The organism is Pseudonocardia abyssalis (assembly GCF_019263705.2).
GTDB classification, from domain to species: Bacteria; Actinomycetota; Actinomycetes; order Mycobacteriales; family Pseudonocardiaceae; genus Pseudonocardia; species Pseudonocardia abyssalis.
Window position 1 is genome coordinate 3,237,096 of record NZ_JADQDK010000001.1, and the last position, 25,422, is coordinate 3,262,517.

19 protein-coding genes and 1 pseudogene are annotated in these 25,422 nt (G+C 75.5%); 13 read left to right on the plus strand and 7 right to left on the minus strand.

The window, feature by feature from the left end; translation table 11 throughout:
* Positions 1-22 precede the first annotated feature (22 nt).
* The 5 genes and pseudogenes from I4I81_RS15750 (at position 23) to I4I81_RS15770 (ending at position 3,977) form a co-directional block, all read left to right on the plus strand.
* On the plus strand, positions 23-1,900 hold the full coding sequence (locus tag I4I81_RS15750; protein ID WP_372453628.1) for an ABC transporter ATP-binding protein: 1,878 nt from the start codon (positions 23-25) through the stop codon (positions 1,898-1,900).
* Positions 1,901-2,025: 125 nt separating this feature from the next.
* A pseudogene (locus I4I81_RS31745) lies at positions 2,026-2,141 on the plus strand (DNA-binding transcriptional regulator); the annotation flags it as partial.
* Between the two features lie 84 nt (positions 2,142-2,225).
* The gene (locus tag I4I81_RS15760) at positions 2,226-2,534 is read left to right on the plus strand and encodes a hypothetical protein (RefSeq protein WP_443690151.1); all 309 of its coding nucleotides are present in this window, start codon (positions 2,226-2,228) and stop codon (positions 2,532-2,534) included.
* Entirely contained in the window at positions 2,531-3,244 is a 714-nt protein-coding gene (locus I4I81_RS15765; protein WP_218604402.1) for a 2-phosphosulfolactate phosphatase, read from the plus strand. The genes I4I81_RS15760 and I4I81_RS15765 overlap by 4 nt, the downstream gene beginning before the upstream one ends.
* A 58-nt stretch (positions 3,245-3,302) precedes the next feature.
* Complete coding sequence (locus tag I4I81_RS15770; protein WP_218604408.1) at positions 3,303-3,977, plus strand: MBL fold metallo-hydrolase; 675 nt, start codon at positions 3,303-3,305, stop codon at positions 3,975-3,977.
* 54 nt (positions 3,978-4,031) lie between these two features.
* Here the strand turns inward: I4I81_RS15770 and I4I81_RS15775 are convergent, their stop codons facing one another.
* From I4I81_RS15775 to I4I81_RS15800, 6 genes are all read right to left on the minus strand, one after another.
* The gene (locus I4I81_RS15775) at positions 4,032-4,433 is read right to left on the minus strand and encodes a QcrA and Rieske domain-containing protein (protein WP_218604403.1); all 402 of its coding nucleotides are present in this window, start codon (positions 4,431-4,433) and stop codon (positions 4,032-4,034) included.
* A gap of 10 nt (positions 4,434-4,443) precedes the next feature.
* A complete protein-coding gene (locus I4I81_RS15780) occupies positions 4,444-5,133 on the minus strand; it encodes a DUF6529 family protein (protein WP_226363394.1) in 690 nt (229 codons plus the stop codon).
* Positions 5,130-5,786, minus strand: a complete 657-nt coding sequence (locus tag I4I81_RS15785) for a hypothetical protein (protein ID WP_218604404.1) — start codon at positions 5,784-5,786, stop codon at positions 5,130-5,132. The genes I4I81_RS15780 and I4I81_RS15785 overlap by 4 nt, the downstream gene beginning before the upstream one ends.
* A gap of 129 nt (positions 5,787-5,915) precedes the next feature.
* The gene (locus I4I81_RS15790; protein ID WP_218604405.1) at positions 5,916-7,967 is read right to left on the minus strand and encodes an adenylate/guanylate cyclase domain-containing protein; all 2,052 of its coding nucleotides are present in this window, start codon (positions 7,965-7,967) and stop codon (positions 5,916-5,918) included.
* The gene (locus I4I81_RS15795) at positions 7,960-8,628 is read right to left on the minus strand and encodes a Crp/Fnr family transcriptional regulator (RefSeq protein ID WP_218604406.1); all 669 of its coding nucleotides are present in this window, start codon (positions 8,626-8,628) and stop codon (positions 7,960-7,962) included. The genes I4I81_RS15790 and I4I81_RS15795 overlap by 8 nt, the downstream gene beginning before the upstream one ends.
* An 85-nt stretch (positions 8,629-8,713) precedes the next feature.
* The gene (locus I4I81_RS15800) at positions 8,714-10,603 is read right to left on the minus strand and encodes an Hsp70 family protein (RefSeq protein WP_218616136.1); all 1,890 of its coding nucleotides are present in this window, start codon (positions 10,601-10,603) and stop codon (positions 8,714-8,716) included.
* Between the two features lie 242 nt (positions 10,604-10,845).
* Between I4I81_RS15800 and I4I81_RS15805 the strand changes: the two genes are divergently transcribed.
* The 8 genes from I4I81_RS15805 (at position 10,846) to I4I81_RS15840 (ending at position 23,762) form a co-directional block, all read left to right on the plus strand.
* The gene (locus I4I81_RS15805; RefSeq protein WP_218606281.1) at positions 10,846-11,394 is read left to right on the plus strand and encodes a hypothetical protein; all 549 of its coding nucleotides are present in this window, start codon (positions 10,846-10,848) and stop codon (positions 11,392-11,394) included.
* 68 nt (positions 11,395-11,462) lie between these two features.
* Entirely contained in the window at positions 11,463-12,392 is a 930-nt protein-coding gene (locus tag I4I81_RS15810; protein WP_218616137.1) for an IniB N-terminal domain-containing protein, read from the plus strand.
* 9 nt (positions 12,393-12,401) lie between these two features.
* A complete protein-coding gene (locus I4I81_RS15815) occupies positions 12,402-14,246 on the plus strand; it encodes a dynamin family protein (RefSeq protein WP_218603349.1) in 1,845 nt (614 codons plus the stop codon).
* A complete protein-coding gene (locus tag I4I81_RS15820; protein ID WP_218603348.1) occupies positions 14,243-15,703 on the plus strand; it encodes a dynamin family protein in 1,461 nt (486 codons plus the stop codon). The genes I4I81_RS15815 and I4I81_RS15820 overlap by 4 nt, the downstream gene beginning before the upstream one ends.
* Before the next feature lie 139 nt (positions 15,704-15,842).
* A complete protein-coding gene (locus I4I81_RS31195; protein ID WP_218603347.1) occupies positions 15,843-17,351 on the plus strand; it encodes a helix-turn-helix domain-containing protein in 1,509 nt (502 codons plus the stop codon).
* A 66-nt stretch (positions 17,352-17,417) separates the two neighbouring features.
* Positions 17,418-19,970, plus strand: a complete 2,553-nt coding sequence (locus tag I4I81_RS15830; RefSeq protein WP_218603346.1) for a carboxylate--amine ligase/circularly permuted type 2 ATP-grasp protein — start codon at positions 17,418-17,420, stop codon at positions 19,968-19,970.
* Between the two features lie 219 nt (positions 19,971-20,189).
* Positions 20,190-21,983, plus strand: coding sequence for an N-acetylglutaminylglutamine amidotransferase (locus I4I81_RS15835; RefSeq protein WP_218603345.1), 1,794 nt, complete (start codon positions 20,190-20,192; stop codon positions 21,981-21,983).
* A gap of 3 nt (positions 21,984-21,986) precedes the next feature.
* Positions 21,987-23,762 (plus strand): S9 family peptidase, encoded by a 1,776-nt coding sequence (locus I4I81_RS15840; RefSeq protein ID WP_218603344.1) that lies wholly within the window; start codon positions 21,987-21,989, stop codon positions 23,760-23,762.
* A gap of 16 nt (positions 23,763-23,778) precedes the next feature.
* On the opposite strand, the gene I4I81_RS15845 is transcribed toward I4I81_RS15840, so the two are convergent.
* Complete coding sequence (locus I4I81_RS15845) at positions 23,779-25,284, minus strand: serine/threonine-protein kinase (protein WP_218603343.1); 1,506 nt, start codon at positions 25,282-25,284, stop codon at positions 23,779-23,781.
* Between the last annotated feature and the right edge of the window lie 138 nt (positions 25,285-25,422).

A 25,422-nucleotide genomic window follows, 5' to 3' on the forward strand; every position in this document is an offset into this window, starting at 1 on the left:
AGACCACCACGCAGGGAGACCCATGAGCATGGAGATGGTGGCCTGGAGCTCGATGTACCAGGCCGCGCACGCGCACGACGAGCGGCGGCCGTTCTCGCGCGCCACGCTGCGCCGGATCGGCGGGTTCGCCCGCCCGCACCGGCGGCGCCTGAGCGTGTTCCTGGTGCTCAGCGTCGTGGGGGCCGCACTCGCGGTGGCCACGCCGGTCCTCGCGGGGCGGGTCGTCGACGCCATCGTCGACGGTGGCCCGGTGGGCACCGTCGCCGGGCTGGCCGCCCTCATCGCGGTCATCGCCGTCACCGTCGCCGGGCTCGGGGTGGGCCAGCGCTGGCTGTCCTCCACGCTCGGCGAGGGCCTGATCCTCGACCTGCGGGCCGCGGTGTTCGACCACGTCCAGCGCCAGCCCGTCGCCTTCTTCACCCGCACCCGCACGGGCGCGCTGGTCAGCAGGCTCAACAACGACGTCATCGGGGCGCAGCGCGCGTTCAGCGACACGCTGTCCGGGGTGGTGGGCAACGTCGTCACGCTGACGCTCACGCTCGGGGTGATGCTCACGCTGTCCTGGCAGGTCACGCTGCTCGCGTTGGTGCTGCTACCGGTGTTCGTGCTGCCCGCGCGGCGGGTCGGCCGCAGGCTCGCGGTGCTGCAGCGCGAGTCCGCCGAGCACGACGCGCGGATGGGCACGCAGATGACCGAGCGGTTCTCCGCGCCGGGCGCCACGCTCGTCAAGCTGTTCGGGCGCCCGGCCGACGAGACGGCGGAGTTCGTCGCGCGGGCGGCGCGGGTGCGCGACATCGGCGTCCGCACCGCGATGGTGCAGTGGATCTTCGTCACGGCGCTCACGCTGGTCTCGGCCCTGGCGCTGGCCCTGGTCTACGGCCTCGGGGGGTACTTCGCGCTGTCGGGCGGGATGGCCACCGGCGACGTGGTGGCCCTGTCGCTCCTGATCACCGGCCTGTACGCGCCGCTCACGGCACTGGCGAACGCCCGGCTCGACGTGATGACGGCGCTGGTCAGCTTCGAGCGGGTCTTCGAGATCCTCGACCTGGTGCCGCTGATCGCCGAGCCGGCCGACCCCGCGACGCTGCCCGACGGGCCGCTCTCGGTCGAGTTCGACGAGGTGCGCTTCGGCTACCCCTCGGCCGACAAGGTGTCGCTGGCGTCGCTGGAGGAGGTCGCCCAGCTCGACTCACGTGGGGGCGAGGAGGTGCTGCACGAGGTCTCGTTCACGGCCCCGGCCGGGCAGATGATCGCGCTGGTCGGGTCGTCCGGGGCGGGGAAGTCCACCATCGCGCAGCTGCTCCCCCGGCTCTACGACACCGACTCCGGGTCGGTGCGGATCGGCGGGGTCGACGTGCGCGACCTCTCGTTCGACGACCTGCGCGGCGCGATCGGGCTGGTCACCCAGGACGGGCACCTGTTCCACGAGTCGATCCGGGCCAATCTGCTGCTCGCCCGCCCGGGGGCCGACGAGGACGAGATCTGGTCGGCGCTGCGCCGCGCCCGCCTCGCCGACCTCGTCGCGTCGCTGCCCGACGGTCTCGACACGATCGTCGGCGAGCGCGGCTACCGCCTGTCCGGCGGGGAGCGCCAGCGGCTGACGATCGCGCGGCTGCTGCTGGTCTCGCCGCGGGTGGTGGTGCTCGACGAGGCCACCGCCCACCTCGACTCCACCTCCGAGGCCGCGGTGCAGGAGGCACTGGCCGCGGCGCTGGAGGGCCGCACCGCTCTGGTCATCGCCCACCGGCTCTCCACGGTCCGCGCGGCCGACCTGATCCTGGTGCTGGAGGCGGGCCGGGTCGTGGAGCGCGGCACGCACGCCGAGCTCATGGCCGCGGACGGACGCTACGCCGAGCTGCATCACACCCAGTTCGACGAGCCCGCCCTCACGGCGTCGTGAGCGGGATCGGGTGTCCCACGACGTCCGCGACGGCGGGCGGGCGCGACAGCACCCCGCCGGGGAGATCCGGCGTCACCACGCTCGGCACGGCGGACCCGGCGACCACGGTGCTGCGGAGGTTGTCGCTGCTGCTCGACGACGAGGAGGCCGTCGCGGTCGTGGTGGGGCTGCGCACGGTCACCGGCGTCGCAGGCATCGGGGAGAGACGGCGCCACGGGCGCTCGCCGAGCTGGAGCAGGTACACCTCTGGTGTCTCGTCGCCAACGACCTGCACCGCGACCACCGGCGCACCTTCCGCGTCGACCGTGTCGTCGACCCGGAACCGGTGCGGCTGCGCTCCACCCCGCGCGAGCCGCCCGCCGACGCCGCCGCGCTGGTCCGCAGTGCGATCACCGCGGCGCCGTACCGGTTCACGGCCACGGCGACGGTCGCGGCGCCCGCCGAGGTCGTGCGGGCGCGGCTGCCACGCTGCTGCCGGCACCGGGTCACGCCCGTCGACGACGCGACGCGCACGGTCTCGCTCGGCGCCGACGATCCCGCCCGGTTCCTGGGCGACCTCGTCGCGCTCGGCGCCCACACCCTCGACGGGATGACTGGTTCGACGGCTATCGCGGATCTAGCGTCGACCGCATGACCGCACGCACCGAGCACCGCCAGCGCGCGCACCGCGTCCGTCTCGAGTGGGGCGTCGAGGGTGCGGCACTGCTGGCCGCGGAGTGCGCGGCCGTGGTCGTGATCGACGTCCTGTCGTTCTGCACGTCGGTGGACGTGGTCGTCGGGCAGGGGGCGTCGGTGCTGCCGCAACGCCGGTCGGACCCGGCCGCCGCGGCCACGGCGGGGGCCGTCACCGCGGGCGACCGGTACGGAACCGGACCGTCGCTGCGACCGTCGTCGCTGGTCGGACTGGCCGCCGGGACCCGGCTCGCGCTCGCCTCCCCCAACGGCGCGACGCTCTGCGCGGCCGTCGGGCCGGGCGTCGAGCTGTTCGCGGGGTGCCTGCGCAACGCGTCCGCGGTCGCGGCGGCCCTGCGCGGCGTCGACGGGCCGGTCGGTCTCGTACCGGCGGGCGAGCGGTGGCCGGACGCCACGATGCGGGTCGCCGTCGAGGACGCCCTGGGTGCGGGGGCGATCGCCGCGGCGCTGGAGGACCGCTCCCCCGAGGCCGACGCCGCCGTCGACCTGTTCGTCGCAGCGCGGGCCCGCGGGTTGCGCGGCGTGCTGGGGCGGCTGGCGTCCGGGCTGGAGCTGGTGGCCGACGGGTTCGGTGCCGACGTCGACCTGGCCGCCGACCTCGACAGGAGCGGCGCGGCCCCGCGACGCACCGACGACGGGTTCCTCGCATGATCACCGGATGCGGTGCGACACAGCCGGATGTGGCCGCCCCGCACCGCGGGCGGTGATCATGGACGGGCGGTGGGTGGAGGTCGGTGACGGGGTGTTCGCGCGCCGGTACCGCGAGCTCGACCTCACCGTCGGGCTCGTGCTCGGGGGCGAGCGCGCGCTGGTGGTCGACACCCGCGGTGACGCCCGCCAGGGCGTCGAGTGGGCCGCCGCGGTGCGCGCCCTCATCGCGCTGCCGCTGGTCGTCGCGATCACCCACGCGCACTTCGACCACTGCTTCGGCACCGCCGCCTTCCGGCCCTGCCCGGTGTTCGCGCACCCCGCCTGCCGGGCGGCGATCGTCGCGACGGCGGCGGCCCAGCGCGCGGAGTGGTCGGCGTACTACCGCGACCGCGGCGACGACGACACCGCCGCCGCCCTCGCCTGCACCGATCCCCCGCTGCCCGACGCCGCCGCCCCGACCGTCCTCGACCTCGGCGGACGAACCGTCGCGCTGGCGCACCCCGGCCGCGGGCACACCGACCACGACCTGGTCGTGCACGTCGACGACGTGGTGTTCGCCGGCGACCTCGTGGAGCAGGGCGCGCCGCCGTCGGTCGGGCCGGACTCGGTGGCCGCGGAGTGGCCCGGGACCCTCGACGCCCTGCTCGCACTGCGCCCACGGGTCGTGGTGCCCGGGCACGGCGACCCGGTGGACGCGGCGTTCGTGGCGGAGCAGCGCGACGGGCTCGCCTGAACCGCGAGACCGTGGCCGTCCGCGCACGGCGGGACGCGCCGGGAGCTGCGCGGCTCAGGCCAGCGTGATCGCGCCGTCGGCGACCACGATCGCCTTCTCCGCGAGCGGGGCCGGGGCCGGCCCGGCGACGACCGTGCCGTCGAGGGCGAAGCTGCTGCCGTGGCAGGTGCAGTTGATCGTGCCGCCGGTGACGTCGGCGACCACGCAGCCCTGGTGGGTACAGGTCGCGGTGAACGCGCGGACGGTCCCGGCGACCGTCTGCGTGAGCACGACGTCCTGCGCGGCGAGGATCAACCCGCCCCCGACCGGGACGTCGGCGACGGTGGCGAGCGGGGTGCCGCCCGCCGCTGCGGGTGCGGCGACGGCCCGGCCGGAGCCGTACCCGGCGCAGCCGGAGAGCACGGCGCAGGCCGTCCCGCACAGGACGGTGCGCCTGCCGATCTCGATGCCGGTCATGGTCGACTCCCTAGAAGGTCAGGCCGGAGGTGGTGAAGAACCAGAGCGAGGAGGTGAGCCACAGGCCGACGAGCGCGGTGAACACGGCCCCACCGAAGACCGGCAGGCTCCACTTCGGCGACCCGGACCGTTGCAGGAGCAGCATCTTCGCCACGAACGCGCCGTAGAAGAAGCAGCCGAACAGCGAGTGCACCAGCACCCGCGGCTCCCCGGACTGGAACCCGAGCGCGTAGAGGCAGTGGATCGCGACCGGCACCGTCAGCAGCACCGCGACCCGGCCCGACCAGCGGTGCAGCGTGCCGGTCCACGCCGGTGCGGTGATCCGCGGGAACCGCCCGTACATCACCAGCGACGACCCGAGCTGCACGAGCGCGAGGGCGAACGCGGCGGTCGCCAGCCACGCCTTCGCCGACGTGCCGCTGGAGAAGCCGCCGACGTTGACGGCGAAGAACGTCGGCTCGTGGAGGCGGCCGTAGACCCCGATCCCGACGGCCACCGCGGCTCCGACGCCGGCGGCGAGCAGCCACCCGGCGCGCGGGGCGACGGGCGCGGGTTCGGCGGGGCCGCGCGATCCCGACCCACCGGCGCCGTCCGGACGGCGCGCACCGTCCGTCGACGGTGTGCGTGGCGGCACGAGGTCGGCGGCGGGGCGCAGCGGGAGGTGCGGCTCGGTCGCCGGGTCGTCGTAGGGGGTGCTCACCGGGCCACCCCCTCGGCCGCGCCGTCGACGAGCGAGACGGTGACGGGCACGCCGTCGAGCACGACCCCGTCGGGGGCGGCCGGGTCCAGCGGCGGGGCCGCGACGACCTCCCCCGCGGCCCGAGCACCCCCCGTGACCGTGCCGTCGACGGAGACCCAGCCGATGCGGACGGCGACCCCGTCGACGTTCACCCGCCCGTCGTAGAGACCGTCGGGGGCCTGCACGACCTTCGCCGCGAACGGCCACGTGCCCGCGCCCACCGAGACCGAGCCGAGTGCCGCGGTCTCGTCGACCGTGCCGGTGAGCACGGCCCCGTCGGCCCCGGTCAGCGCGAGGTCCGCACCGGTCAGCGTGCCCTCCAGCCAGGCCTCGACCCGGTCGCCGTCGCAGACGTAGGCGACCGCGCGCCCGTCCTTCACCGCGACGGCGACCGTCACCTCGTCCCCCGACGACCGCCCCGCCCACACCGACTCCACGACGGCGGGTGGTTCCGGCACCGCCGCCGCGGGTTCTCCGGTGGGTTCCGGGACGACCGGTGCGGCCGCGGCCGCGGGGGCGGCCCGCCCCGGGTCGGTGAACACATCGACCGCCAGCAGCCCGCCGCCGAGCACGGCGACCGCCCCCAGCGTGAGCAGTGGTGCGTATCTCTTCATGGGTCCGTCCCCTGACGTGTCGGCGGGTGCCCGCACACGGTCCCGCCGCGGCGCCCGGCGCAGGAGGTCCGACGACCGGTGCGAACCGGTACTCCGACACAGAGCGGCCGGACCGGCCGGGGATACGCGCTACGCGTCGACCCCGGCCAGGGCTCGCAACCGGAACGCCGTGACGGGCCCGGTCCGCCCCTTGACCGTCAGCTCCCCCAGCGGCTCGACGACCACCCCGTCGGGCAGCAGCAGCCGTGTGGCCTCCCCGATCACGACCTGCCCCGGCTCGGCCGCCGACTCCAGCCGCGCGGCGACGTTCACCGCGTCCCCCATCGCGTTGAAGTTGCGCAGGGCGGTGCTGCCGATGTTGCCGACGAGTGCGGGCCCGGTGTTGATCCCGACCCGGAACGTCGGGCCGTCGGCGTCGGCGATCCCGGCGATGCCCTCCTGCATCGCCAGCGCGGCGCGGACGGCGCGCAGCGCGTGGTCGGGCTGGCGGGCGGGGGCGTTGAACAGCGCCATCATCGCGTCGCCGACGAACTGGACGACCGTGCCGCCCTCGGCGAGCACCGCGGCGGTGGCGACCTCGAAGTACCGGTTGAGCAGGACGACGATCTCCTCCGGGCTCGCCGTCTCAGAGAACGTGGTGAAGCCGCGCAGGTCGGCGAACACCGCGGTGACGTCGACGACGGCGCCCCCGAGTGCGGCCTGCGTCGGGTCGGCGAGCAGGGCGGTGGCGACGTCGGGCGACATGTACTGGCGGAACAGGCCGTCGAGCTGGTGGTAGAGCCGAGCGTTCTCCATGCCCATCGAGAGCTGGCTGGCCAGCGAGGCGAGCAGGGAGCGGTCGCGGTCGGTGAAGCCCCCGGGCCGCCGCACGAGCAGCACACCGGCCGGGAGGTCCTTGACGGTCAGGGGGCAGGCGAGCACGTCGTCGCCGGTCTCGACGGGGTCGAGCCCCGTCGGCAGGTCGACGTCGGTGGTCCAGGTCCGGTCGGTGGACAGGTCGTCGGGATAGCGCAGGACGCCGTCGGCGAGCAGGCCGATCCGCACGGCGTGGCCGCCGAAGCCCGCGGCGACGCGGGTGACGGCGCGGCGCAGCAGATCGTCCTCGGCCAGGCGCACGCGCGACTCGTGCCCGATCGCGACGAGGACCCCGAGCCGCTCGATCTGCTCGCGCTCCCCGCGCAGGGCGGACGCGGCGCGGCCGAGGACGGCGGTCTGGCCCTCCGTCAGCCCGAACCGCGACGCCATCCCCGCGGTGATCAGTCCCATCTCGTCGGCGGAGATCTCCCCCGCCTCCTGCCGGCGCACCGCCGACACGAGTGCCTCCAGCGCGGCCCCGTACTCCGCGCGCACGGCCTGCACCGTCTCCTCGGTGCGCACGCCGTCGAACAGCCCGGTGGTGGCGCCCTCGGCCTGGTAGCCCGCGTACGCGCTGTAGGCGATGTAGCCGAACGCCAGCGACATCAGCACGTGCCACAGCCACCACGTGAGGTGCCAGCTCGGGCCGAGCACCACGGCGATCATCGACTCGGCCAGCAGCACGTTGGCCGTCAGGATCGACAGCAGCATCACCGAGCGGCGGCGCCGGTAGAGCCGGAGGTAGCGGACGGCGACGACGCCGTAGAGCAGCACCGCCGTGACCGCGACGGCGACGAGCGGGCCGGAGAGCTCCTCCGCGATCGCGGGGTCGGCCAGCGGCGGCAGCCCGGCGAGCGAGACGACGCCCCACAGCGCGGCGACGGCGAGCAGCCCGCGCCGCAGCCAGGGGGCGAGGCGCAGGACCGTGGCCGACGGGAGGTCGAGCGCCGAGGCCGCCGTGAACAGCGCGGCGAGCGCCAACCCGACCGGCGTGGCCAGGGCGAACCCGCCGTTGCGGCTGCCCAGCAGCACCCCGGGCGTGGCCAGCGCGTGCAGCCCGAGGAACAGGGCGGCGGTCAGGAAAGCGAGCCCGACCAGCAACAACCGGGCGTCGTCGTGGCGGCGGGCGGCCCGCGCCACGAGCACCGCCAGCCCGACGTTGAGCGCGGCGGCGAGCGCGATCAGCCAGAAGTGCGTCGGATGGTGCTCCAGGCGGACGTCCGCGGCGGGTACCGCGAGCAGCAGCCCCAGCCCGGCCAGGGGCAGCGTGAGGTGGAACGCCCACACCACGACCCGGGCGGGGACGCCCCGCGTGCGCTCAACCACGGGCCCGCCTGCGCAGCCCGTCGATGTCGAGCACGGTCATCGTGCGCCGCCCGGTGGTGACCAGGCCCCGCTCGCGCAGCACCCGCAGCGCCTTCGCGACGGCCTCCCGCGACGCGCCGACCCACCCCGCCAGCTCGTCCTGCGACAGCGGAACAGGGATCCGGACGCCGTCGGCGACCGGCTCGCCGAAGCGGTCGGCCAGCTCGACGAGCCGTCCCGCGACCCGCGCGGCGATGTCGAACGCCCCGAACTCGACGCGCTTGCGGTCGGCGTCGCGCAGCCGGGAGGTGACCAGCCGCAGCAGGGCCATCGCGGCGCCCGGGCGGTCGGTCAGGAAGGCGACGAAGTCCGGCCCCGGCACGACGAGGGCGACCACCGCTTCCAGCGCGGCGACCGACGCGCCGCGCGGCGTCCCGTCGACGGCCGACAGCTCGCCGAGCAGCGCACCGGGACCGCGCACCGCGAGCACCACCTCCTCACCCTGCTCGGTGATGGAGAAGACCTTCACCCGACCGCTGACGACGACGACCACGGTGCTCGACCGGTCGCCCTCCAGGAACAGCGACGAGCCCGCGGGCCAGCGCCGGTGCCGCCCGCGCGCGGTCAGGGCGGCGCGCCCGGCGTCGTCGAGGCTCGACAGGAACTCCTCGGGCTCGGACACGCGACCTCCCCGGGAAGCGACGGACACGGACGGGTGCCGGAGTCTCCCACCCTCGTCGGCATCGCGAACAGGTCCGAAAGTGATCTCACGTCACGCCGGCGACGTCGCTCGCCGGCACCTCGACCCCGGAGACCGGGCCCGCCCCCGTCGGCGCGCCGCTCGCACCGACGGTCTCGACACCGCGGGAAGCCGGCGCCTCCGGGAGCGTGGGGGGACCGGTCGGCGGCTCGGTGGTCGGGGGCGCCGTCGGCGGCTCGGTGGTGGGGGGCGCCGTCGGCGGCGGCGGCGGCGCCGTGGTCGGGGCGGGCGGTGCGACGGTGCGCGGTGCCGTCCGCGGGGCGGGCGCCGGGTCCCGGTCCTGTGACACGGGCGGCGGGGCCTCCGTCGACGGCGGGGGCTGCTCGGTCGTCGGCGTCGACGGGCCGGCGCTGCTGATCGGCGTCGGCTCGGGTGTCGACGCCGCGGCCCCCGTGGCGGGACGGCTCGCGAAAGCGATCGCCCCGCCCAGCACGGCGGTGGCCAGCACCGCGGCCGCGACGACGCCCACCAGCTTCCGCGGGAACTCCCGGCGCGCCGCGCCCTCGGAGATCGGCCGGACCGGGCGCGGGGGGCGCAGCGCGGAGGTGGGTGGGGCGTCGGCACCCGCACCGGCCACAACCCCACCGGCCACGGGTCCACCGGCCACGGGTCCGAACCCGCCCGTCCCGCTCCGGTGCTGCTCCCCGGCCCGGGCACGGCGGACGACCTCGTCGCGCACCGTCGCCGCCCGGATGGTCGCGTCCCGGGAAGCCGCGTCCCGGAAGGTCGCGTCCCGGACGGACCCGTCCCGCACCCCCTGCGTCGGGGGCCGGTCGTCGGCCGCCACCGCACTCGCCCCGTGCGCGGCCAGCGCCTCGACCACGGGTGCCTGCGGGCCCCGGGCGACCAGGGCCGCGCCGGCGGCGATGACACCCTTCGGGTCGGCGTCGACCGAAGCGGGCCGCCCGATCCCGGCCGAGACCAGCTCCGTGACCAGCGGCATCCGCGACGACCCGCCGACCAGCAGCAGCGCCGCGAGATCGGCGGGGGCGACGCCCGCGGAGTCCAGGGCCCGCGACAACGAGTCGACGGTCTCGGCGACGGCCGGGCGGATCATGTCCTCGAACTCGGCGCGGCCCAGCCGCACGCGGGTGTGCAGGCCGGGGAGCATCACCGGCACGTTCACGACGGTGTCGACCGACAGCGCCTCCTTCGCCGCGGTGCACTCCCGGCGCAGCCTCGCGACGGCTTCCAGCACAGCGGGGTCGGTGCCGTCGAGCTCCGCCCACGCGGGGCCGAGCGCGTCGCGGACGTGGGCGAACACGGCCTCGTCGAAGTCGACGCCGCCCAGGCGCTCGATGCCCTCCGGCGTGCCGAGCAGCGCGAACCCGCCGCGCGGGTCCTTGCGCACGACGGCGGCGTCGAACGTGCCGCCGCCCAGGTCGTAGACGGCGACGACCGAACCGGGCTCGACCCGCTCGGCGCTCGCGTACCCGACGGCGGCGGCCTGCGGCTCGGTCAGCAGCAGCACCGGCCCGACCCCGTGCGCGGCGAGCGCGGCGCGCAGCGCGGAGATCTTGTGCGGCCCCCACCCCGCGGGGTGCGTCACCGCGATCCGGGACGGCGGGGCGCCCTCGCGCTGCGACACCTGCCGCACCAGCGCGGCGATGAACCGTGCCGCCAGCACCTCGGCCGGCACCGGTTCGCGGCCGACGAGTACGGGCGTCGGGTCGCCGATGCGGCGCTTGAACTCGCGCACCACACGGTCGGGGTCCGAGAGTGCGCGGCGCTCGGCCGCCTCGCCCAGCAGGAACGACCCGTCGGCTCCCGCGTACACCGCCGACGCGACGGCGTGGCCGTGCTCGCCGAGCCGGACCGGTTCGGCCGCGCCCGCTCCGGCCCGGCACACGGCGGCCGCCGACCAGGTCGTGCCCAGGTCCACACCCAGCTGGTACATCGGTCTCTCCTCCATGGCTGTCCGTCGGAACGCCGACGCCGTGCGGGACAGAGGCCAGCATCGCCACGCCGGAGACACCCGGGCCGGAAGTACCGGGTGGATCCCCTAGTACGCGCCCCCGCCGTACCGGGATCCCGGTAGCGGGCCGCGGGGTGACCGGGGGCCGCCCGGATCCGCGGGGGCCGCGCGGAGCCCATCGTTCTCGGTACCAGAACGGCAACCCCCGAACCGAGGAGAACACCATGACCGGCTCGTTCAACGTCGAGAGCTTCATCGCGAACCTCAACGAGGACCTCGACCTCGACCAGAACCTCCTGCAGGACTCCGACCAGCAGAACGAGAGCGCCCAGGTCTCCGACCAGGAGACCACCCAGGTCGGCGACCAGGACCAGGACGTCACCACGGCCACCAACACCGAGGGCGGCGACGGCGGCGACGGCGGACTGGCCGTCGGCGGCAGTGCCGACGGCGGCAACGGCCTGGGCATCGGGGGCAACTCCGGTGGCATCTCCCAGGGCGGCGGCAACAACGCCGACGGCGTCAACATCAACTTCGGGGACACCGGCGACGCCAACGGCACCGGGGTCGGCGGCGACGGCGGCTTCGGCGGCAACGCCGACGCCTCCGGCGGGGCGGGCGGCGACGCCGACTCCGACGTGGACGTCGACGCGGACGCCAGCCAGGTCTTCGACTCCGACCAGGACAACGACCAGGACTCGGACCAGGACAACGACGCCGACCAGGACTCCGACGCCGATGCAGACCTGGACCTGGCCAACTTCATCAACTGACCCATCCCCACCGGCCCCGGACCGCGACGAGCGGGCGGGGCCGGTGGCCGACCCGGAGGTGAACAGCCGTGATCGCGCTGTCCCAAGTGATCGACTTCCTTCTCGACCTCATGGGCGACGAGGGCAAGCGCATGGAGTTCGACGAGAACCCGCGGGAGGCGCTGGCCGACGCGGGCCTCGAGGGCCTGACCGGCCAGGACGTGCGCGACGCGCAGCTGCAGATGTGCGACACCGGCGTGCTCCGCCCGGGCGGGGGCGACGGGAACGGCGGCGGTGGGCACAGCGGCGGTGGGCACAGCGGCGGTGGGCACGGCGGCGGTGGGCACAGCGGCGGAAGCGGTGGGGGCGGTGGGGGCCACGGCGGTGGCGGCGGCCGGCACGGCGGCGGGGACGACCCCGTCCAGGCCATCCAGCACACGACGGCGACCTTCCACGTCACCGAGGTGACCGAGACCAACATCATCACCATCGACGACCGCGACGTCACCTTCAACGACTCGTTCAACTCCGACGACGACGTGACGATCATCGACGACTCGTTCAACGACAGCTCGTCGGTCGTCAACGACGTCACGGCCATCCAGGACAACGACACGATCATCAACGACAACGACACGATCATCGAGGGCGACGACACCGTCATCGGGGAGCCGGACGCCGCGGAACCCGGCAACACCGGCGTCGTCGGCCCGCAGAACCCGCCGCTCGGCGTCGGGACCGAGGACGTCGTCGGGCCGGGGAACCCCCCGCTCGGCGTCGGGACCGAGGACGTCGTCGGGCCGGGGAACCCCCCGCTCGGGATCGCGACCGAGGACATCGTCGGGCCCGAGGTGGAGGCGGACGCCGGGGCGGAGATCCAGGTCGAGCCCGAGCAGGGCGAGGCGGAGCCCATCCCGGAGCCGGAACCGGAGCCGGAACCCGACGCGGACGCCGACCTCGACGCCGACCTCGACGCCGACCTCGACGCGGACGCCGACCTCGACGCCGCGGCCGTCTAGGAGCCCGCGATGACCAGCCCCGATCCGGGCTCGGCGGGGCCCACCGAGGCCGTCGACCAGGCCCTGTCCGCGATCGCCCGCTACGCCCGCCCCGACCTCGACGAGCGGCTGCGCATCTCGCGCGCCCGCGTGCTCGACGGGAGGGTGCGGGTGCTGGTGGTCGGCGAGTTCAAGCAGGGCAAGTCGATGCTCGTCAACGGACTGGTCGGCGCCCCGGTGTGTCCCACCTTCGACGACATCGCCACCGCGGTGCCGACGGTCGTGCGGCACGCGGAGACGGTGACAGTGACGCTCGTGCGCCGCGGCGGGCCGGGCACCGAACCCGAGCGCGTCGAGGTCCCGGCGGCCGACCTCGCCGCCCACGTCTGCGAGCAGGGCAACCCGGGCAACCGGGAGGGCTGGAGCCACGTGGAGGTCGGGGTGCCGCGGCCGGTGCTGGCCGGCGGGCTGGAGCTCGTCGACACCCCGGGCGTCGGCGGGCTGCAGTCGGTGCACGGTGCGGCGACGATGTCGGCGCTGCCCTCGGCCGATGCCGTGCTGCTCGTCTCCGACGCCTCACAGGAGTACACGGCGCCCGAGATGGCGTTCCTGCGCCACGCCGCATCGGTGTGCCCGACGGTGGCGTGCGTGCTGACCAAGACCGACCTGTACCCGGAGTCGGCCCGCATCGCCGAGCTCAACCGGGGCCACCTGGCCGCCGCGGGCATCACCGCCGAGCTGTTCGAGGTGTCGTCCACGCTGCGCTGGCACGCCGTGCTGACCAGCGACACCGAGGCCAACGCGGAGTCCGGGTTCCCCGCGCTCGTCGGCTACGTCCGCAAGCGGGTGCTCGGCCAGGCCGACCGCATCGCGCGGCGCGGCGTCGTCCACGACGTGCTCGCGGTGACCGACCAGATCGCCGGTAGCCTGCGCGCGGAGCTGACCGCGCAGGACCCGGCGGCGGCCGCCGCGCTGCTGGCCGGGCTGACCGCCGCGCAGGAGCGCGCGACCGCACTCAAAGAGCGCTCGGCGCGCTGGCAGCAGACGCTCAACGACGGCGTCGCGGACCTCAACGCCGACATCGACTACGACCTGCGCGACCGGATGCGCGAGATCAGCCGCCTGGCCGAGGACGAGCTGGCCGCCGTCGGCGACCCGACGAAGGTGTGGGAGCAGTTCTCCGGATGGGTACAGCAGGAGGTCGCGAACGCCGCGGCGGCCAACTTCGTCTGGGCCACCCAGCGCGCCCGCCACCTCGCCCACCAGGTCGCCGAGCACTTCTCCACCGACCGCGACCAGCTGCTCCCCGCCCTGCGCAACGACCCGTCGGACGCCCTGCGATCGGTGCGGAGCATGGCGATGCCCAGCGCGGAGTCGTGGGGCATCGGGAACAAGGCGCTCACCGGCATGCGCGGCGGGTACATGGGCATGCTGATGTTCGGGATGATGGGCACGTTCCTCGGGTTCGCCACGCTGATCAACCCCCTCGGCATCGGTGCGGGTCTGGTCATGGCGGGCAAGTCCGTCGGCGACGAGCGCAAGCGGATCGTCACCAAACGGCAGAACGAGGCCAAGACCGCCGCCCGCCGCTACGTCGACGACGTGACCTTCCAGGTCGCCAAGGACTCCCGCGACCGCCTCCGGGCGGTGCAGCGCGACCTGCGCGACCACTTCACCGAGCAGGCCGAGCAGCTCAAACGCTCGCTCGCGGAGTCGCAGCAGGCCGCCGAGCGCGCGATCAAGCAGTCGCAGAGCGAGCGAGCGGCCCGCCAGGCCGAGATCACCGGTCAGCTCGAGGAGCTGGAGGTGGTGCGCCGACGGGCCCGGGCGCTGCTGCCCACACCCGCGAAGGCCCCGCAGAAGGTGGCGTCGTGAGCCTCCTCGCCGCCACCCGCCGCGTGCTGCTGCTCGCGATCGACACCCACCGCGGCGACCCCGCGACCGTCGCGTACCTGCGGACCCAGCTGGCCCGGCTCGACGAGCCGCTGCGCGTCGCGATCGCCGGGAAGGTCAAGGCCGGCAAGTCGACGCTGCTCAACGCGCTGGTCGGTGAGAACATCGCCCCGACCGACGCCGGGGAGTGCACGCGCGTCGTCACCTGGTACCGCGACGGGTCCGTGCCGCGCATCGTGCTGCACCCGCACACCGGGCACCCGGAGCCGCTCACCGTCCGCCGCACCGACGGCGCGCTGGTCATCGACCTGGACGGCACCCCCGTGCAGGACGTCGACCGGCTCGTCGTCGACTGGCCGTCGGAGAGCCTGCGGGCCGCGACACTGATCGACACCCCCGGCATCGCGTCGACGTCCGCGGCGACCTCGCAGCGGACGGTCGCGTTCCTCGACCCCGACGACGACACCCCCACCGAGGCCGACGCCGTCGTCTACCTCATGCGGCACCTGCACGCGGCCGACGCCGAGTTCCTCGAGTCCTTCCGCGACCGCGGCGTCGCGCGGGCCACCGCCGTCAACACGGTCGCGGTGATCTCGCGGGCCGACGAGATCGGCGGCGGGCGCGTCGACGCGATGTTCTCCGCGCGCGGCATCGCGGGCCGCTACCGCAGCGACCCGACGGTGCGCGGGCTGTGCCAGGACGTCGTCGCCGTCGCGGGGCTGCTCGCCCAGACCGGGCGGACGCTGCGGCACGCCGAGTACACGACACTCGCCGCACTCGCCGCCCTGCCCCGGGAGGAGCTGGACTCGGCGCTGCTGTCGGTCGCGCGGTTCCGCCGGGGACCCGATGCCGAGCTGCGGGACCGGCTCGTGCGCCGCTTCGGACTGTTCGGCATCCGGCTCTCGGCGATGCTGATCCGGCAGGGCACCACGACGCCGGACGCGCTGGCGGCGGAACTCGTCGCGCGCAGTGGGCTGACGGAGCTGCAGAACGTCCTGCACACCCGGTTCACCGGCCGCCGCGACCTGCTCAAGGCCCGGTCCGCGCTGCTCGCCGTCGACCGGCTCCTGCAGGGGACGCGGCGCGACGGCCCGCTGGCCCGCGAGGTGGAGCGGGTGCTCGCGGGCGCGCACGAGTTCGCCGAGCTGCGGTTGCTGGGCGCGCTGCGCTCGGGCGCCGTCGGGCTGCCCCGACCCGCGGCGGAGGAGGCCGAGCGGCTGCTCGGGGACGCGGGCGCCGCGCCCACCGCGCGCCTGGGCCTGCCCCCCGACGCCCCCGCACCCGAACTGCGCCACGCCGCGTTCGCCGCGCTGGAACGCTGGCAGCGCCACGCGGCCAACCCCATGCTCACGCGGGTCGCGACCGACGCCTGCCACACGGTGATCCGCACCTGCGAGGGGATCCTCGCCGCGGGGTCCCGACCGGTCCGCATTCCCTGACCGGGTTCGGTATCACCCGCCGTAGGGCGTTCTCCTCTGTGACGGGTCCCGCGGACATCCCAGAGTGTGTCCCGACACACGAACGGGTGGTCGCCGCCGGACCAGCATGGGCCGGACACCACTTCAGGGGGTAACAGCCATGCCGGGCACCGCGATCGAGGAGAGCAGCACGGGGACCGTCGACGCCGGGACGGCCCACGCCGTGATCGACGATGCGGCCCGTGCCGAGGAGGCCTGGGCCCGCGGTGACGCCGTCGCCGCGATCGACGCCGCCGACCGCGCCCTGGCCACCGGCTCCGACCCCGGGGCCCGTGCCGCCGGGGTGGCCGCGGCCGCCGCCGCGGCCGACGGTGCACTGCTCGACGCCGCGGGTCGCTGGCGCGGCATCTCCGGTGTCCTCGACGCCGACTCCGCACCGTCCGCCGTCGCGGCCTGGGCCGCCGCCCGGGCGGCCCTGCTCGCCGCGCTCGCCGGCGACGTCGACGCCGGTGCGGACGACCTCGCCGCCGCCCACGTCCGGCTCCCCGACCCCGCGCCGCGCGGGCTCACCGTCCTGCTCGACGGTGCGGAGGCCGGCCTCGACGCGCTGCGCGGGGCCGTCGAGCCCGCCGCGCGCCGGTTGGCCGGCCTGGCCGCCACCACCGTCCCCGCCGATCCGCTCGCGCCCGAGCAGTGGGGCGAGCTGGCCGCCGCCGTCGCCGCCGCCGGAGGGCACGAGCGGGCCGCGCGCGCGATGCTCGACCCGGTGCCCGGGAGCCGCCCGACGACCCGGCAGCGTCTGCTCGCGGCGTGGCTGGACCTGCGCGCCGGGCGACTGTCCACCGCCCGCGAGGCGCTGGCCGACGTCGGCGGCCGCCCGGTCCTGCGCCGCAACGCCGTGCTGGCCGCGGCGGTCGGCGTCGGACTGGCCCGGCGCAGCGGCGACACCGCCGCACTGGCCGCCACGTGGCACCGCGTCGTGCCGGTGATGGCCGGGGCCGACATCGAGCTGTTCCTCGTCGACGCCTGGGGCGAGCTGTCCGTCGGGGCCGCGCTGGTCGCCGACGACTCCGCCGACCTGCCCGGTGCGATCGCGGCCGCCGTGACGTCCGCGGGGTCGCCGTGGTGGGCCGTCGCGTCGCAGCGGTGGTGGGAGCTGGAGCGGGCCGTGGCCGCCGACGACGCCGCGGGGGCAGGCGCCGCGGCCGGGCCGCTCACCGCGCTCGCCGCCGACCACCCGGTGCTGCGGGTGCGTGCCGACGCCGCCGCGGCGTGGGCCGCGGTGCTCGCGGGGCGGGTCGACCCGGGGACCCTCGACGGCGTCGCCGCCGCACTCGACGCCGCGGGCCGCCCGTGGGAGGCCGGTCAGCTGTGCCGCGCCGCCGCGGCGCGGGCCGGGACGCCGGCCGTCGCGAGGGCGCTGCTGGAGACCGGCCGCCGGCTGCGGCCGGCGAGGGGGCCGCGCCGGGCCGCGGGCTCCGACGAGCTCTCGGACCGCGAGCGCGAGGTCGGGGCCCTGGTCGTCGACGGGCTGACCCACAAGGAGATCGGGGCCCGCCTCTACATCTCCCCCAAGACCGTCGAGCAGCACGTCGCGCGCCTGCGGCAGAAGCTCGTCGTGGCCACCCGCGCGGACCTCGTCGCCGCCCTGCGTGCCCGGATCACCTGACGGGTACCCAGTGGGGGTGACCACGCCGAAGCATGCCCGTAACACACGGCACCTAGCGTCGACACCATGACCGCGCTGCCACTGCTCGGCGCGGAGGAGGAGTTCCACGTCGTCGACCTGGAGACCCGTCGTTCCGCCCCCGAGGTCGAGTCCCTGCTCGCCCGCCTCGACGGGGCCGAGTTCGCCCCGGAGCTCCAACGGTCGCTGGTCGAGACGAACACCCCCGTCTGCGCCACCCTCGACGACCTGCGCCACCACCTGCGGCGGCTGCGCGCCACGCTGGAGTCGGTGGCCGAACCCCTGGGCCTCGGGGTGGTCGCGGCGGGCACCGTCCCGCTCGCCGACGAGGGCGACGCGATCTCCGCGGGAGCCCGCTACGAGCGGATGCAGCACGAGTACCAGCTGCTGGTCAGCGAGCAGCACATCTGCGGGGCGCAGGTGCACGTCGACGTCCCCGACCGCGACGTGGCCGTTCAGGTCGTCCGCCGCGTCGCCCCCTACCTCCCGATCCTGCTCGCCGTGTCGGCCAGCTCGCCGTACTGGCGCGGCCGCGACTCGGGCTACGCGAGCTTCCGGTCGATGGTGTGGTCGCGCTGGCCCACCGCCGGGCCGCCCGGCGACGTGGAGACCGCGGCCGACTACGACGCGATGGTCGCCGAGCTGATCGCGTCCGGCACGATCAGCGACCCGGGGATGGTCTACTTCGACATCCGGCCGAGCGCGCACCTGCCGACCGTGGAGCTGCGGGTGTGCGACGCCTGCCCCCAGGTCGACGACGTGGTCCTGATCGCGGGCCTGTTCCGCGCACTCGTCGGCAAGGCCCGCGCCGACCTCGACGCCGGGCTGCCGCTGCCGGCGTCGCGCCACGAGCTGCTCCGCGCGGCGAGCTGGCGGGCGGCGCGCTCGGGGCTGGAGGGCGACCTCGTCGACCTGTCCGGGCCGGCCCTGGTGTCGCCGCCGATCCTGGTCGGGCAGCTCGTCCGGTACCTGCGCCCGCAGCTGGAGGACCTCGGCGACTGGGAGCAGGTCCTCGACCTCTCCCAGGCCACCCTGGCCCGGGGCAGCGCCGCCGCGCGACAGCGCCGCGCGTACGGCCGCCGGGGCGAGTTCACCGACGTCGTCGACGCCCTGCTCGCCCACACGCAGGGCCGCGAGCCGGCCACGGCACCGCCGTCGACCGTCCCGGCCAGCCCGGAGCTGCTCGACGCCTACCACCCGGACGCGTTCGACGAGGCCGTCGGCGCGGGCGGCACCGTGCTGCCGCACTACGGCTTCCTCTTCCGCGCACTCGACCGGATGGGTCCCCGCGGGATGGCGGCGGCCGAGGGCGCGCTGCAGGCCGAGCAGAAGGCCCGCGGTGTCACCTTCCGGCTCGGCGACGGCGAGCCGGACCGGCTGTTCCCGCTCGACCTGGTACCCCGCATCGTCACCGCGGAGGACTGGGCCGGGCTCAGTGCCGGACTGGTGCAGCGCGTCCGGGCGCTGGAGGCGTTCGTCCGCGACGTCTACGGCGAGCGGCGGATCGTCGCCGACGGCGTCGTCCCGGCCTCGGTCGTCGAGCACGCCCCGGGGTGGACCTGGCTCGGCACGCTGTCCCCCGCCGACGCGGTCCGGATCGCGGTGGCGGGCATCGACCTGGTGCGCGACGGCGCCGACCACTGGGTCGTGCTGGAGGACAACCTCCGCGTCCCGTCCGGGATCGGGTACTCCATCACGAGCAGGCGCCTGATCCGCAGCGTGATGCCCGACATCGAGCCGCCCGCGGGCGTCGTCGGGCTGGAGTCGGTGCCGGGGAGCCTGCGCGCCGCGCTGTTCTCGGCCACCGACTCCCCCGACGCCGACGGCGTGGCCGTGCTGTCCTCCGGCCCGGCCGACTCGGCGTTCTACGAGCACCGGCTCCTCGCCGAGCAGATGGGCGTCGCTCTGGTGACGTCGCGCGACCTGCAGGTCACCGAGGACGGGGTGTTCCTCGTGGGCGCGGGCGCCCCCCGGCGGCTCACCGCGCTCTACCGCCGCCTCGACGAGCGCACGCTGATGACCGCGCGCGGCCCCGACCAGCGGCCGATCGGCCGCGCGGTGGGCAACGCCGTCAAGAACGGGAAGGTCGCGCTGCTCAACGCGCTGGGCAACGGCGTGGCCGACGACAAGCTCGTCTACGCCTACGTGCCGGACATGATCCGCTACTACCTCGGCGAGCCGGTGCTGCTCGACAACGTCCCGACCTACCCCTGCGTCGACCCCGAGCGCCGGGCGGAGGTCCTCGACCGGCTCGACGAGCTCGTGCTCAAGCCCGTCGACGGGTACGGCGGGCAGGGCATCGTGATCGGCCCGCACGCCGGGGTGGGTGAACTGACCGAGGTCTCCGCCGCGATCCGCGCGAACCCCGCCGGCTGGGTTGCCCAGGACCTCGTGGCCCTGTCGACCCATCCCACCTTCGCGGGCGACAAGCTCGAGCCCCGGGCCGTCGACCTGCGGGCGTTCGTGCTGCAGTCACACACCGGCGGCGCCCCGGCGATCGAGGTCCTCCCCGCGGCGCTGAGCCGCGTCGCCCCGGCCGGCAGCATGATCGTGAACTCGTCACGGGGTGGCGGGGCGAAGGACACCTGGGTCCTGCGCTGACGACGACGTTCCCGTGGTGCCGGTGCGCGCGGCCGGCACCGCACCACCGTCGCGCGGACCGCACCGCCGCCGGAACAGCGGTGCGGTCCGCATGACGAAGGTGCGGTCCCGGTGGTCGCGGCCGACCGCGCCCTCGCCGGGATCACGGGGATCCCCGTCGTCCGGTGACGACCTCCCCGCGTCACACGGCCGTAACAATCGGCGGAGACGCTGTGCGGCATGTGCGGCATCGCGGGAGAGATCAGCTGGACGGGTGCCGCGGACGTGGAGGCGGTCGCCCGGATCACCGCGGCGCTGGCCCCGCGCGGGCCCGACGGCTCGGGCGTGCACGCCGCCGGGGCGATCGCGCTGGGCCACCGCCGCCTGAAGATCATCGACCTGTCCGAGCGCGGCGCGCAGCCGATGGTCGACCCCGAGCTGGGGCTGACGGCGGTGTTCAACGGCTGCATCTACAACTACCGCGAGCTGCGCGCCGAGCTGGAGGGCCACGGGTACCGGTTCTTCTCCGAGTCCGACACCGAGGTGCTGCTCAAGGCGTTCCACCGGTGGGGCGCGGGGTGCGTCGAGCACTTCCTGGGGATGTTCGCGTTCGCCGTCGCCGAGCGCGACACCGGCGTGCTGACACTGGGCCGCGACCGCCTGGGCATCAAGCCGCTCTACCTGACGGAGAGCCCTGCGTCGGGATCGGGAGGGCGGCTGCGGTTCGCCTCGACGCTGCCGGCGCTGCTCGCGGGTGGTGGGGTCGACACGTCGATCGACCCGGTCGCGCTGCACCACTACATGAGCTTCCACGCGATCGTGCCCGCCCCGCGCACGATCCTCACCGGGGTGCGCAAGCTGCCGCCCGCCACCGTCCGCACGATCGGGCCCGACGGGTCCTCGACCGAGCACGTGTACTGGCGCCCGTCGCACACCCGTCGCCCCGAGCACGCCGGGATGGACGCCCGCGACTGGGCCGACGCCGTACTGGAGTCGCTGCGGGTCGCCGTGCGCCGCCGGATGGTCGCCGACGTGCCGGTCGGCGTGCTGCTCTCCGGCGGGCTCGATTCCTCGCTGGTCGTGGCCCTGCTCGCGGAGGAGGGGCAGACCGGGCTCAAGACGTTCAGCGTCGGGTTCCACGCCGCGGGCGGCGAGTCCGGCGACGAGTTCGTCTACTCCGACCTGGTCGCCGAGCACTACGCCACCGACCACCGGCAGATCCTCGTCGACCCCGCGCGGATGCTGCCCGCCGTCGACGCGGCGGTCACCGCGATGGCCGAGCCGATGGTCAGCCACGACTGCGTCGCGTTCCACCTGCTCTCCGAGGAGGTCGCGCGCGACGTCACCGTGGTGCAGTCCGGGCAGGGCGCCGACGAGGTGCTGGCCGGCTACAGCTGGTACCCGCCGCTGGCCGGGGTGCCGCGCGAGCGCGCCGTCGACGCCTACCTGGCCGGGTTCGCCGACCGCCCGCACGCCGACATGGCCTCCATACTGCAGTCCGACTGGCTGCTCGACCACGACCCGAGCCGCGCGTTCGTCGCCGCCCACTTCGCCGAGCCCGGCGCCGACGACACACTCGACGCCGCACTGCGCATCGACTCGACGATCATGCTGGTGGACGACCCGGTGAAGCGCGTCGACAACATGACGATGGCCTGGGGGCTGGAGGCGCGCGTCCCGTTCCTCGACCACGAGTTCGTCGAGCTCGCCGCGGCGTGCCCGCCGGAGCACAAGCTCGCGCTCGGGGGCAAGGGTGTGTTGAAGGCCGCAGGCCGCGGGGTGGTGCCCGACGGCATCATCGACCGGCCCAAGGGATACTTCCCGGTACCGGCGATCCGGCACCTCGCGGGCCCGTTCCTCGACCGCGTGCGCGACGCCGTGACCGACCCCGTGGCCGTCCGCCGGGGGCTCGTGCGGCCCGACTGGATCGCCGCGATGCTCGCCGACCCCAACACGACCCGCACCAACCTGGGCTCCAACGCGTTGTGGCAGGTAGCACTGCTGGAGATGTGGTTGCAGGAGAGGGGGATCTGATCGGTGAACACCCACACCTACACCTACACCGACGCCGTCCCCGCGCCGGACGGCACGTCACTGGCCTGGGTCTCCGACGCCTCGGGCCGCCCGCGCGCCTGGACGGGCGCCTTCGACGGCTCCGCGGTGACCGGCCCGCCGCGCCCGGTGCCCGCGTTCGACGAGGACGTCCAGGCGCTGAGCTGGTCGCCTGACGGCCGGTGGCTCGCCGCGCAGCTCGCCCCCGGCGGCGGGGAGCGCACGCGGGTCCGCCTGATCGGGCCCGACGGGCCCGTCGACATCGCCCCCGCCGCGCGCGCCGTCACGCTCGGAGCCTGGTCACCGGGTGGGTGGCGGCTCGGCGTCACGATCTTCGGCGACGACGGCGACGGCCAGGCCTGCCTGGTCGACGTCCGCGACGGCACCTCCACGGTGCTCGCCTCCGGCCCGGCCGCGCGGGTGTGCGCGGTGAGCAGCGACGGGCGACGTGCAGTGGTCCGGCTCGGCCGCCGCGGCGCGCGCGAGCTGGAGCTCGTCGACCTGCGGTCGGGCCTGCGCACGCCGCTGCTGCCCGGCGGCGGGGCGGTCGTCGCCGACGCGCGGTTCGACCGCACCCGCCTCTACGTCCACACCGACGCCGGGCACGACCGTCCGGTGCTGATGGCGCTGGACCTGCGCGGCCGCTCGGCCCCCCGGCTGATCGCCGCCCGCGACGACGCCGACCTCGACGGCGTCGCGCTCGACCCCGAGGCCGCCCGCGTCACGCTCGTCTGGAACGTCGACGGGCGCAGCGAGCTGGAGCTGCTCGACCTGCGCTCCGGGCGCGCGGAGACCGTGGCGCCGCCACCCGGTGACGTCGTCACGTCCGTCGCGTTCACCCGCGACGGGCGCGCGCTGCTGGTCGGCAGCGAGGGGCCGTCGGTCCCGCCGCGGATCTCGCACGTCCCGCTGTGGCCCGGCGGGGTCGCGGCGCCGCTGCTCGCCGACCCCTCTCCTCCCGGGCTGGTGGAGCCGGACCTGGAGCACTTCACCGGCGAGGACGGGCTCCCGCTGACGGGCTGGCTGTTCCGCCCGCGCACGACCCCCGGCCCCGTCCCGGTGCTGCTCTGGCTGCACGGCGGGCCGGAGTGGCAGGAACGGCCGGTGTACGCGCCGCTGTTCCAGGCCCTGCTCGCGGCCGGGATCGCGGTGTTCGCGCCGAACGTGCGCGGGTCGACCGGGTACGGGCGCGCGTTCGTCGCGGCCGACGACGGGCCGCGACGGCACGTCGCGATCACCGACGTCCGCGCGGCCGTCGGGTTCCTCGTCGACTCCGGGCACGCCGACCCCGACCGCGTCGGCGTCGCGGGCCGGTCCTACGGCGGGTACCTGACGCTCGTCGCGCTGGCCTGGTTCCCGGAGCTGTTCGTCGTCGGCGTCGACGTGTGCGGCATGTCCGACCTGCACACCTTCTACCGCGACACCGAGCCGTGGATCGCGGTCTCGGCCACCACGGAGTACGGCGACCCGGCCCACGACGCGGCCCTGCTGCGCGATCTCTCCCCGCTGCACCGGGCCGACGCGATCACCGCGCCGCTGCTCGTGGTGCACGGCGAGCACGACACGAACGTCCCGCTCGGGGAGGCGACACAGATCGTCGAGGCGCTGCGGGATCGGGGACGGGCGCCGGGGTTCCTGCTGTTCACCGGCGAGGGGCACGAGGTGCGCGGCGTCGAGAACCGGGAGCGGTTCGTCGACGAGGTGGTGCGGTGGGTGTCGGGACCGCTCCTCGACACCGCGGAGGAGACCCGCGCCGGCTGAGGGACACGGCGAACGGCTACCGGCTGAACGACTCGATGACCGTCGAGCCGCCGTCGGAGGAGACGACGAAGCGGTAGGACTCGCTCGTCGTGGCGCCGTCGCGGCGGTCGAAGACCACCGTGCCCTCGACCACCCCGTCCCCGGCCGACCGGGCGTCCTGCAGAGACACCGAGTCCATGCCGGCGTAGAAACCGTCGAAGCCCGAGCGTCCGCCGGACGCCGCCTGTGCCGCGGGGCCGAGCAGGGCCCACGCGGAGTCGGTGTCGCCGGGGAGCAGGCCGTAGTAGCCCTGCACGAAGCTCACCGCGTCGGCAGCCGGCGCCGGTTCCGTGGTGGGAGCGGGCGTCGTGGTGGGCGCGGTGGTGGGTGCCGCCGTGGTGGTCGCCGGGGCGTCGGTGGTCGGGGCCGCGGCCTCCGAGGTGGGCGCGACCGGGGCCGCCGCCGGATCCTGCGTTCCCGAGGCGTTGCCCAGCACGATGGTGGTGATCACGCCGCCGACGACGACCAGCGCGGCGAGGACCCCGATGAGCACCCGCGGGACGCGGCGGCGCGGGCCACGCTCCGGCGCACCGGCCGCGGCGGCGCCGACCACCGTGGGCGGTCCGGCCGCCGGGCGGCGCGGGGCCGCGGCGGCGCGGACCGTCGGGCGCGGGGCCACCGCGGTGGCCGCCGTGACCGGGTCGTCCTTCCCCGCCGCGACGAGCGCCAGCAGGTCGCGGGCCTGCGCGGCGGTGGGCCGGTCCTCCGGCTCCTTCGCGAGCAGCCGCATCAGCACCGGCGCGAGCGGCCCGGCCTGCTGCGGCGGGTCGACCTCCCCGGTGGCGACCTTGTGCAGCAGCGCGTACGCGTTCTCGTCGAGCCCGAACGGCGGGATGCCCTCGACGGCCGCGTACAGCGTGGCGCCGAGTGCGAACACGTCCGACGGGGCGGCCGGCTCATGGCCGCGCGCGATCTCCGGGGCGAGGAAGGCGGGCGTACCGGCGATCAGGCCGGTGCGGGTGAGCTGCACGTCGTCGACGGCGCGGGAGACACCGAAGTCGGTGAGCTTGACGCGCCCGTCCTCGCCGATCAGGACGTTGCCCGGCTTGACGTCGCGGTGCACGACCCCTGCCACGTGCGCGGCGGCGAGCCCGTCGGCCACCTGGCGGCCCATGTCGGCGGCCGCGCGCGGCTCCATCGAGCCCTTCGTCGAGAGGACCGCGGCCAGCGACTGCGAGGGGAGGTACTCCATCACCAGCCACGGACGTTCCTCGTGGATGACGACGTCGAACATGCTGATGACGTGCGGGTGCTGCAGCCGGGCCCCGATGCGGCCCTCGCGCATCAGGCGCAGACGGGCCTCCTCGGCCCCCTCCGCACCGTTGCCGCGGGAGGCGGCGGCGAGGAGTTCCTTGAGCGCGACAGGGCGGTTGAGCAGCTCGTCGGTGCCGAGCCACACCGCTCCCATGGCCCCGGCCCCGATGCGCTCCTCGATGCGGTATCGGTTGCCGATGCGGGTCGGCGGGTCCTCGGGCGCAGTCATCACCCGCAAGGGTAGCGATCGGACGCGGACGGGCCGACCGCGCGTGCCCGGACGCGACCGGCGTCACCCCCGCACAGGTACGCAGCACGTCCGTGCGGGTGGCGCCGTCGCACACCCGGCCGCGCGTCGCACATCCCG

Coding starts and splice junctions, on each gene's coding strand:
- I4I81_RS15785 (WP_218604404.1), bottom strand. CDS start 5,786: ATGAAGAGATACGCACCACTGCTCACGCTGGGGGCGGTCGCCGTGCTC.
- I4I81_RS15800 (WP_218616136.1), bottom strand. CDS start 10,603: ATGTACCAGCTGGGTGTGGACCTGGGCACGACCTGGTCGGCGGCCGCC.
- I4I81_RS15770 (WP_218604408.1), top strand. CDS start 3,303: ATGGACGGGCGGTGGGTGGAGGTCGGTGACGGGGTGTTCGCGCGCCGG.
- I4I81_RS15765 (WP_218604402.1), top strand. CDS start 2,531: ATGACCGCACGCACCGAGCACCGCCAGCGCGCGCACCGCGTCCGTCTC.
- I4I81_RS15835 (WP_218603345.1), top strand. CDS start 20,190: ATGTGCGGCATCGCGGGAGAGATCAGCTGGACGGGTGCCGCGGACGTG.
- I4I81_RS31195 (WP_218603347.1), top strand. CDS start 15,843: ATGCCGGGCACCGCGATCGAGGAGAGCAGCACGGGGACCGTCGACGCC.
- I4I81_RS15805 (WP_218606281.1), top strand. CDS start 10,846: ATGACCGGCTCGTTCAACGTCGAGAGCTTCATCGCGAACCTCAACGAG.
- I4I81_RS15845 (WP_218603343.1), bottom strand. CDS start 25,284: ATGACTGCGCCCGAGGACCCGCCGACCCGCATCGGCAACCGATACCGC.
- I4I81_RS15750 (WP_372453628.1), top strand. CDS start 23: ATGAGCATGGAGATGGTGGCCTGGAGCTCGATGTACCAGGCCGCGCAC.
- I4I81_RS15830 (WP_218603346.1), top strand. CDS start 17,418: ATGACCGCGCTGCCACTGCTCGGCGCGGAGGAGGAGTTCCACGTCGTC.
- I4I81_RS15775 (WP_218604403.1), bottom strand. CDS start 4,433: ATGACCGGCATCGAGATCGGCAGGCGCACCGTCCTGTGCGGGACGGCC.
- I4I81_RS15815 (WP_218603349.1), top strand. CDS start 12,402: ATGACCAGCCCCGATCCGGGCTCGGCGGGGCCCACCGAGGCCGTCGAC.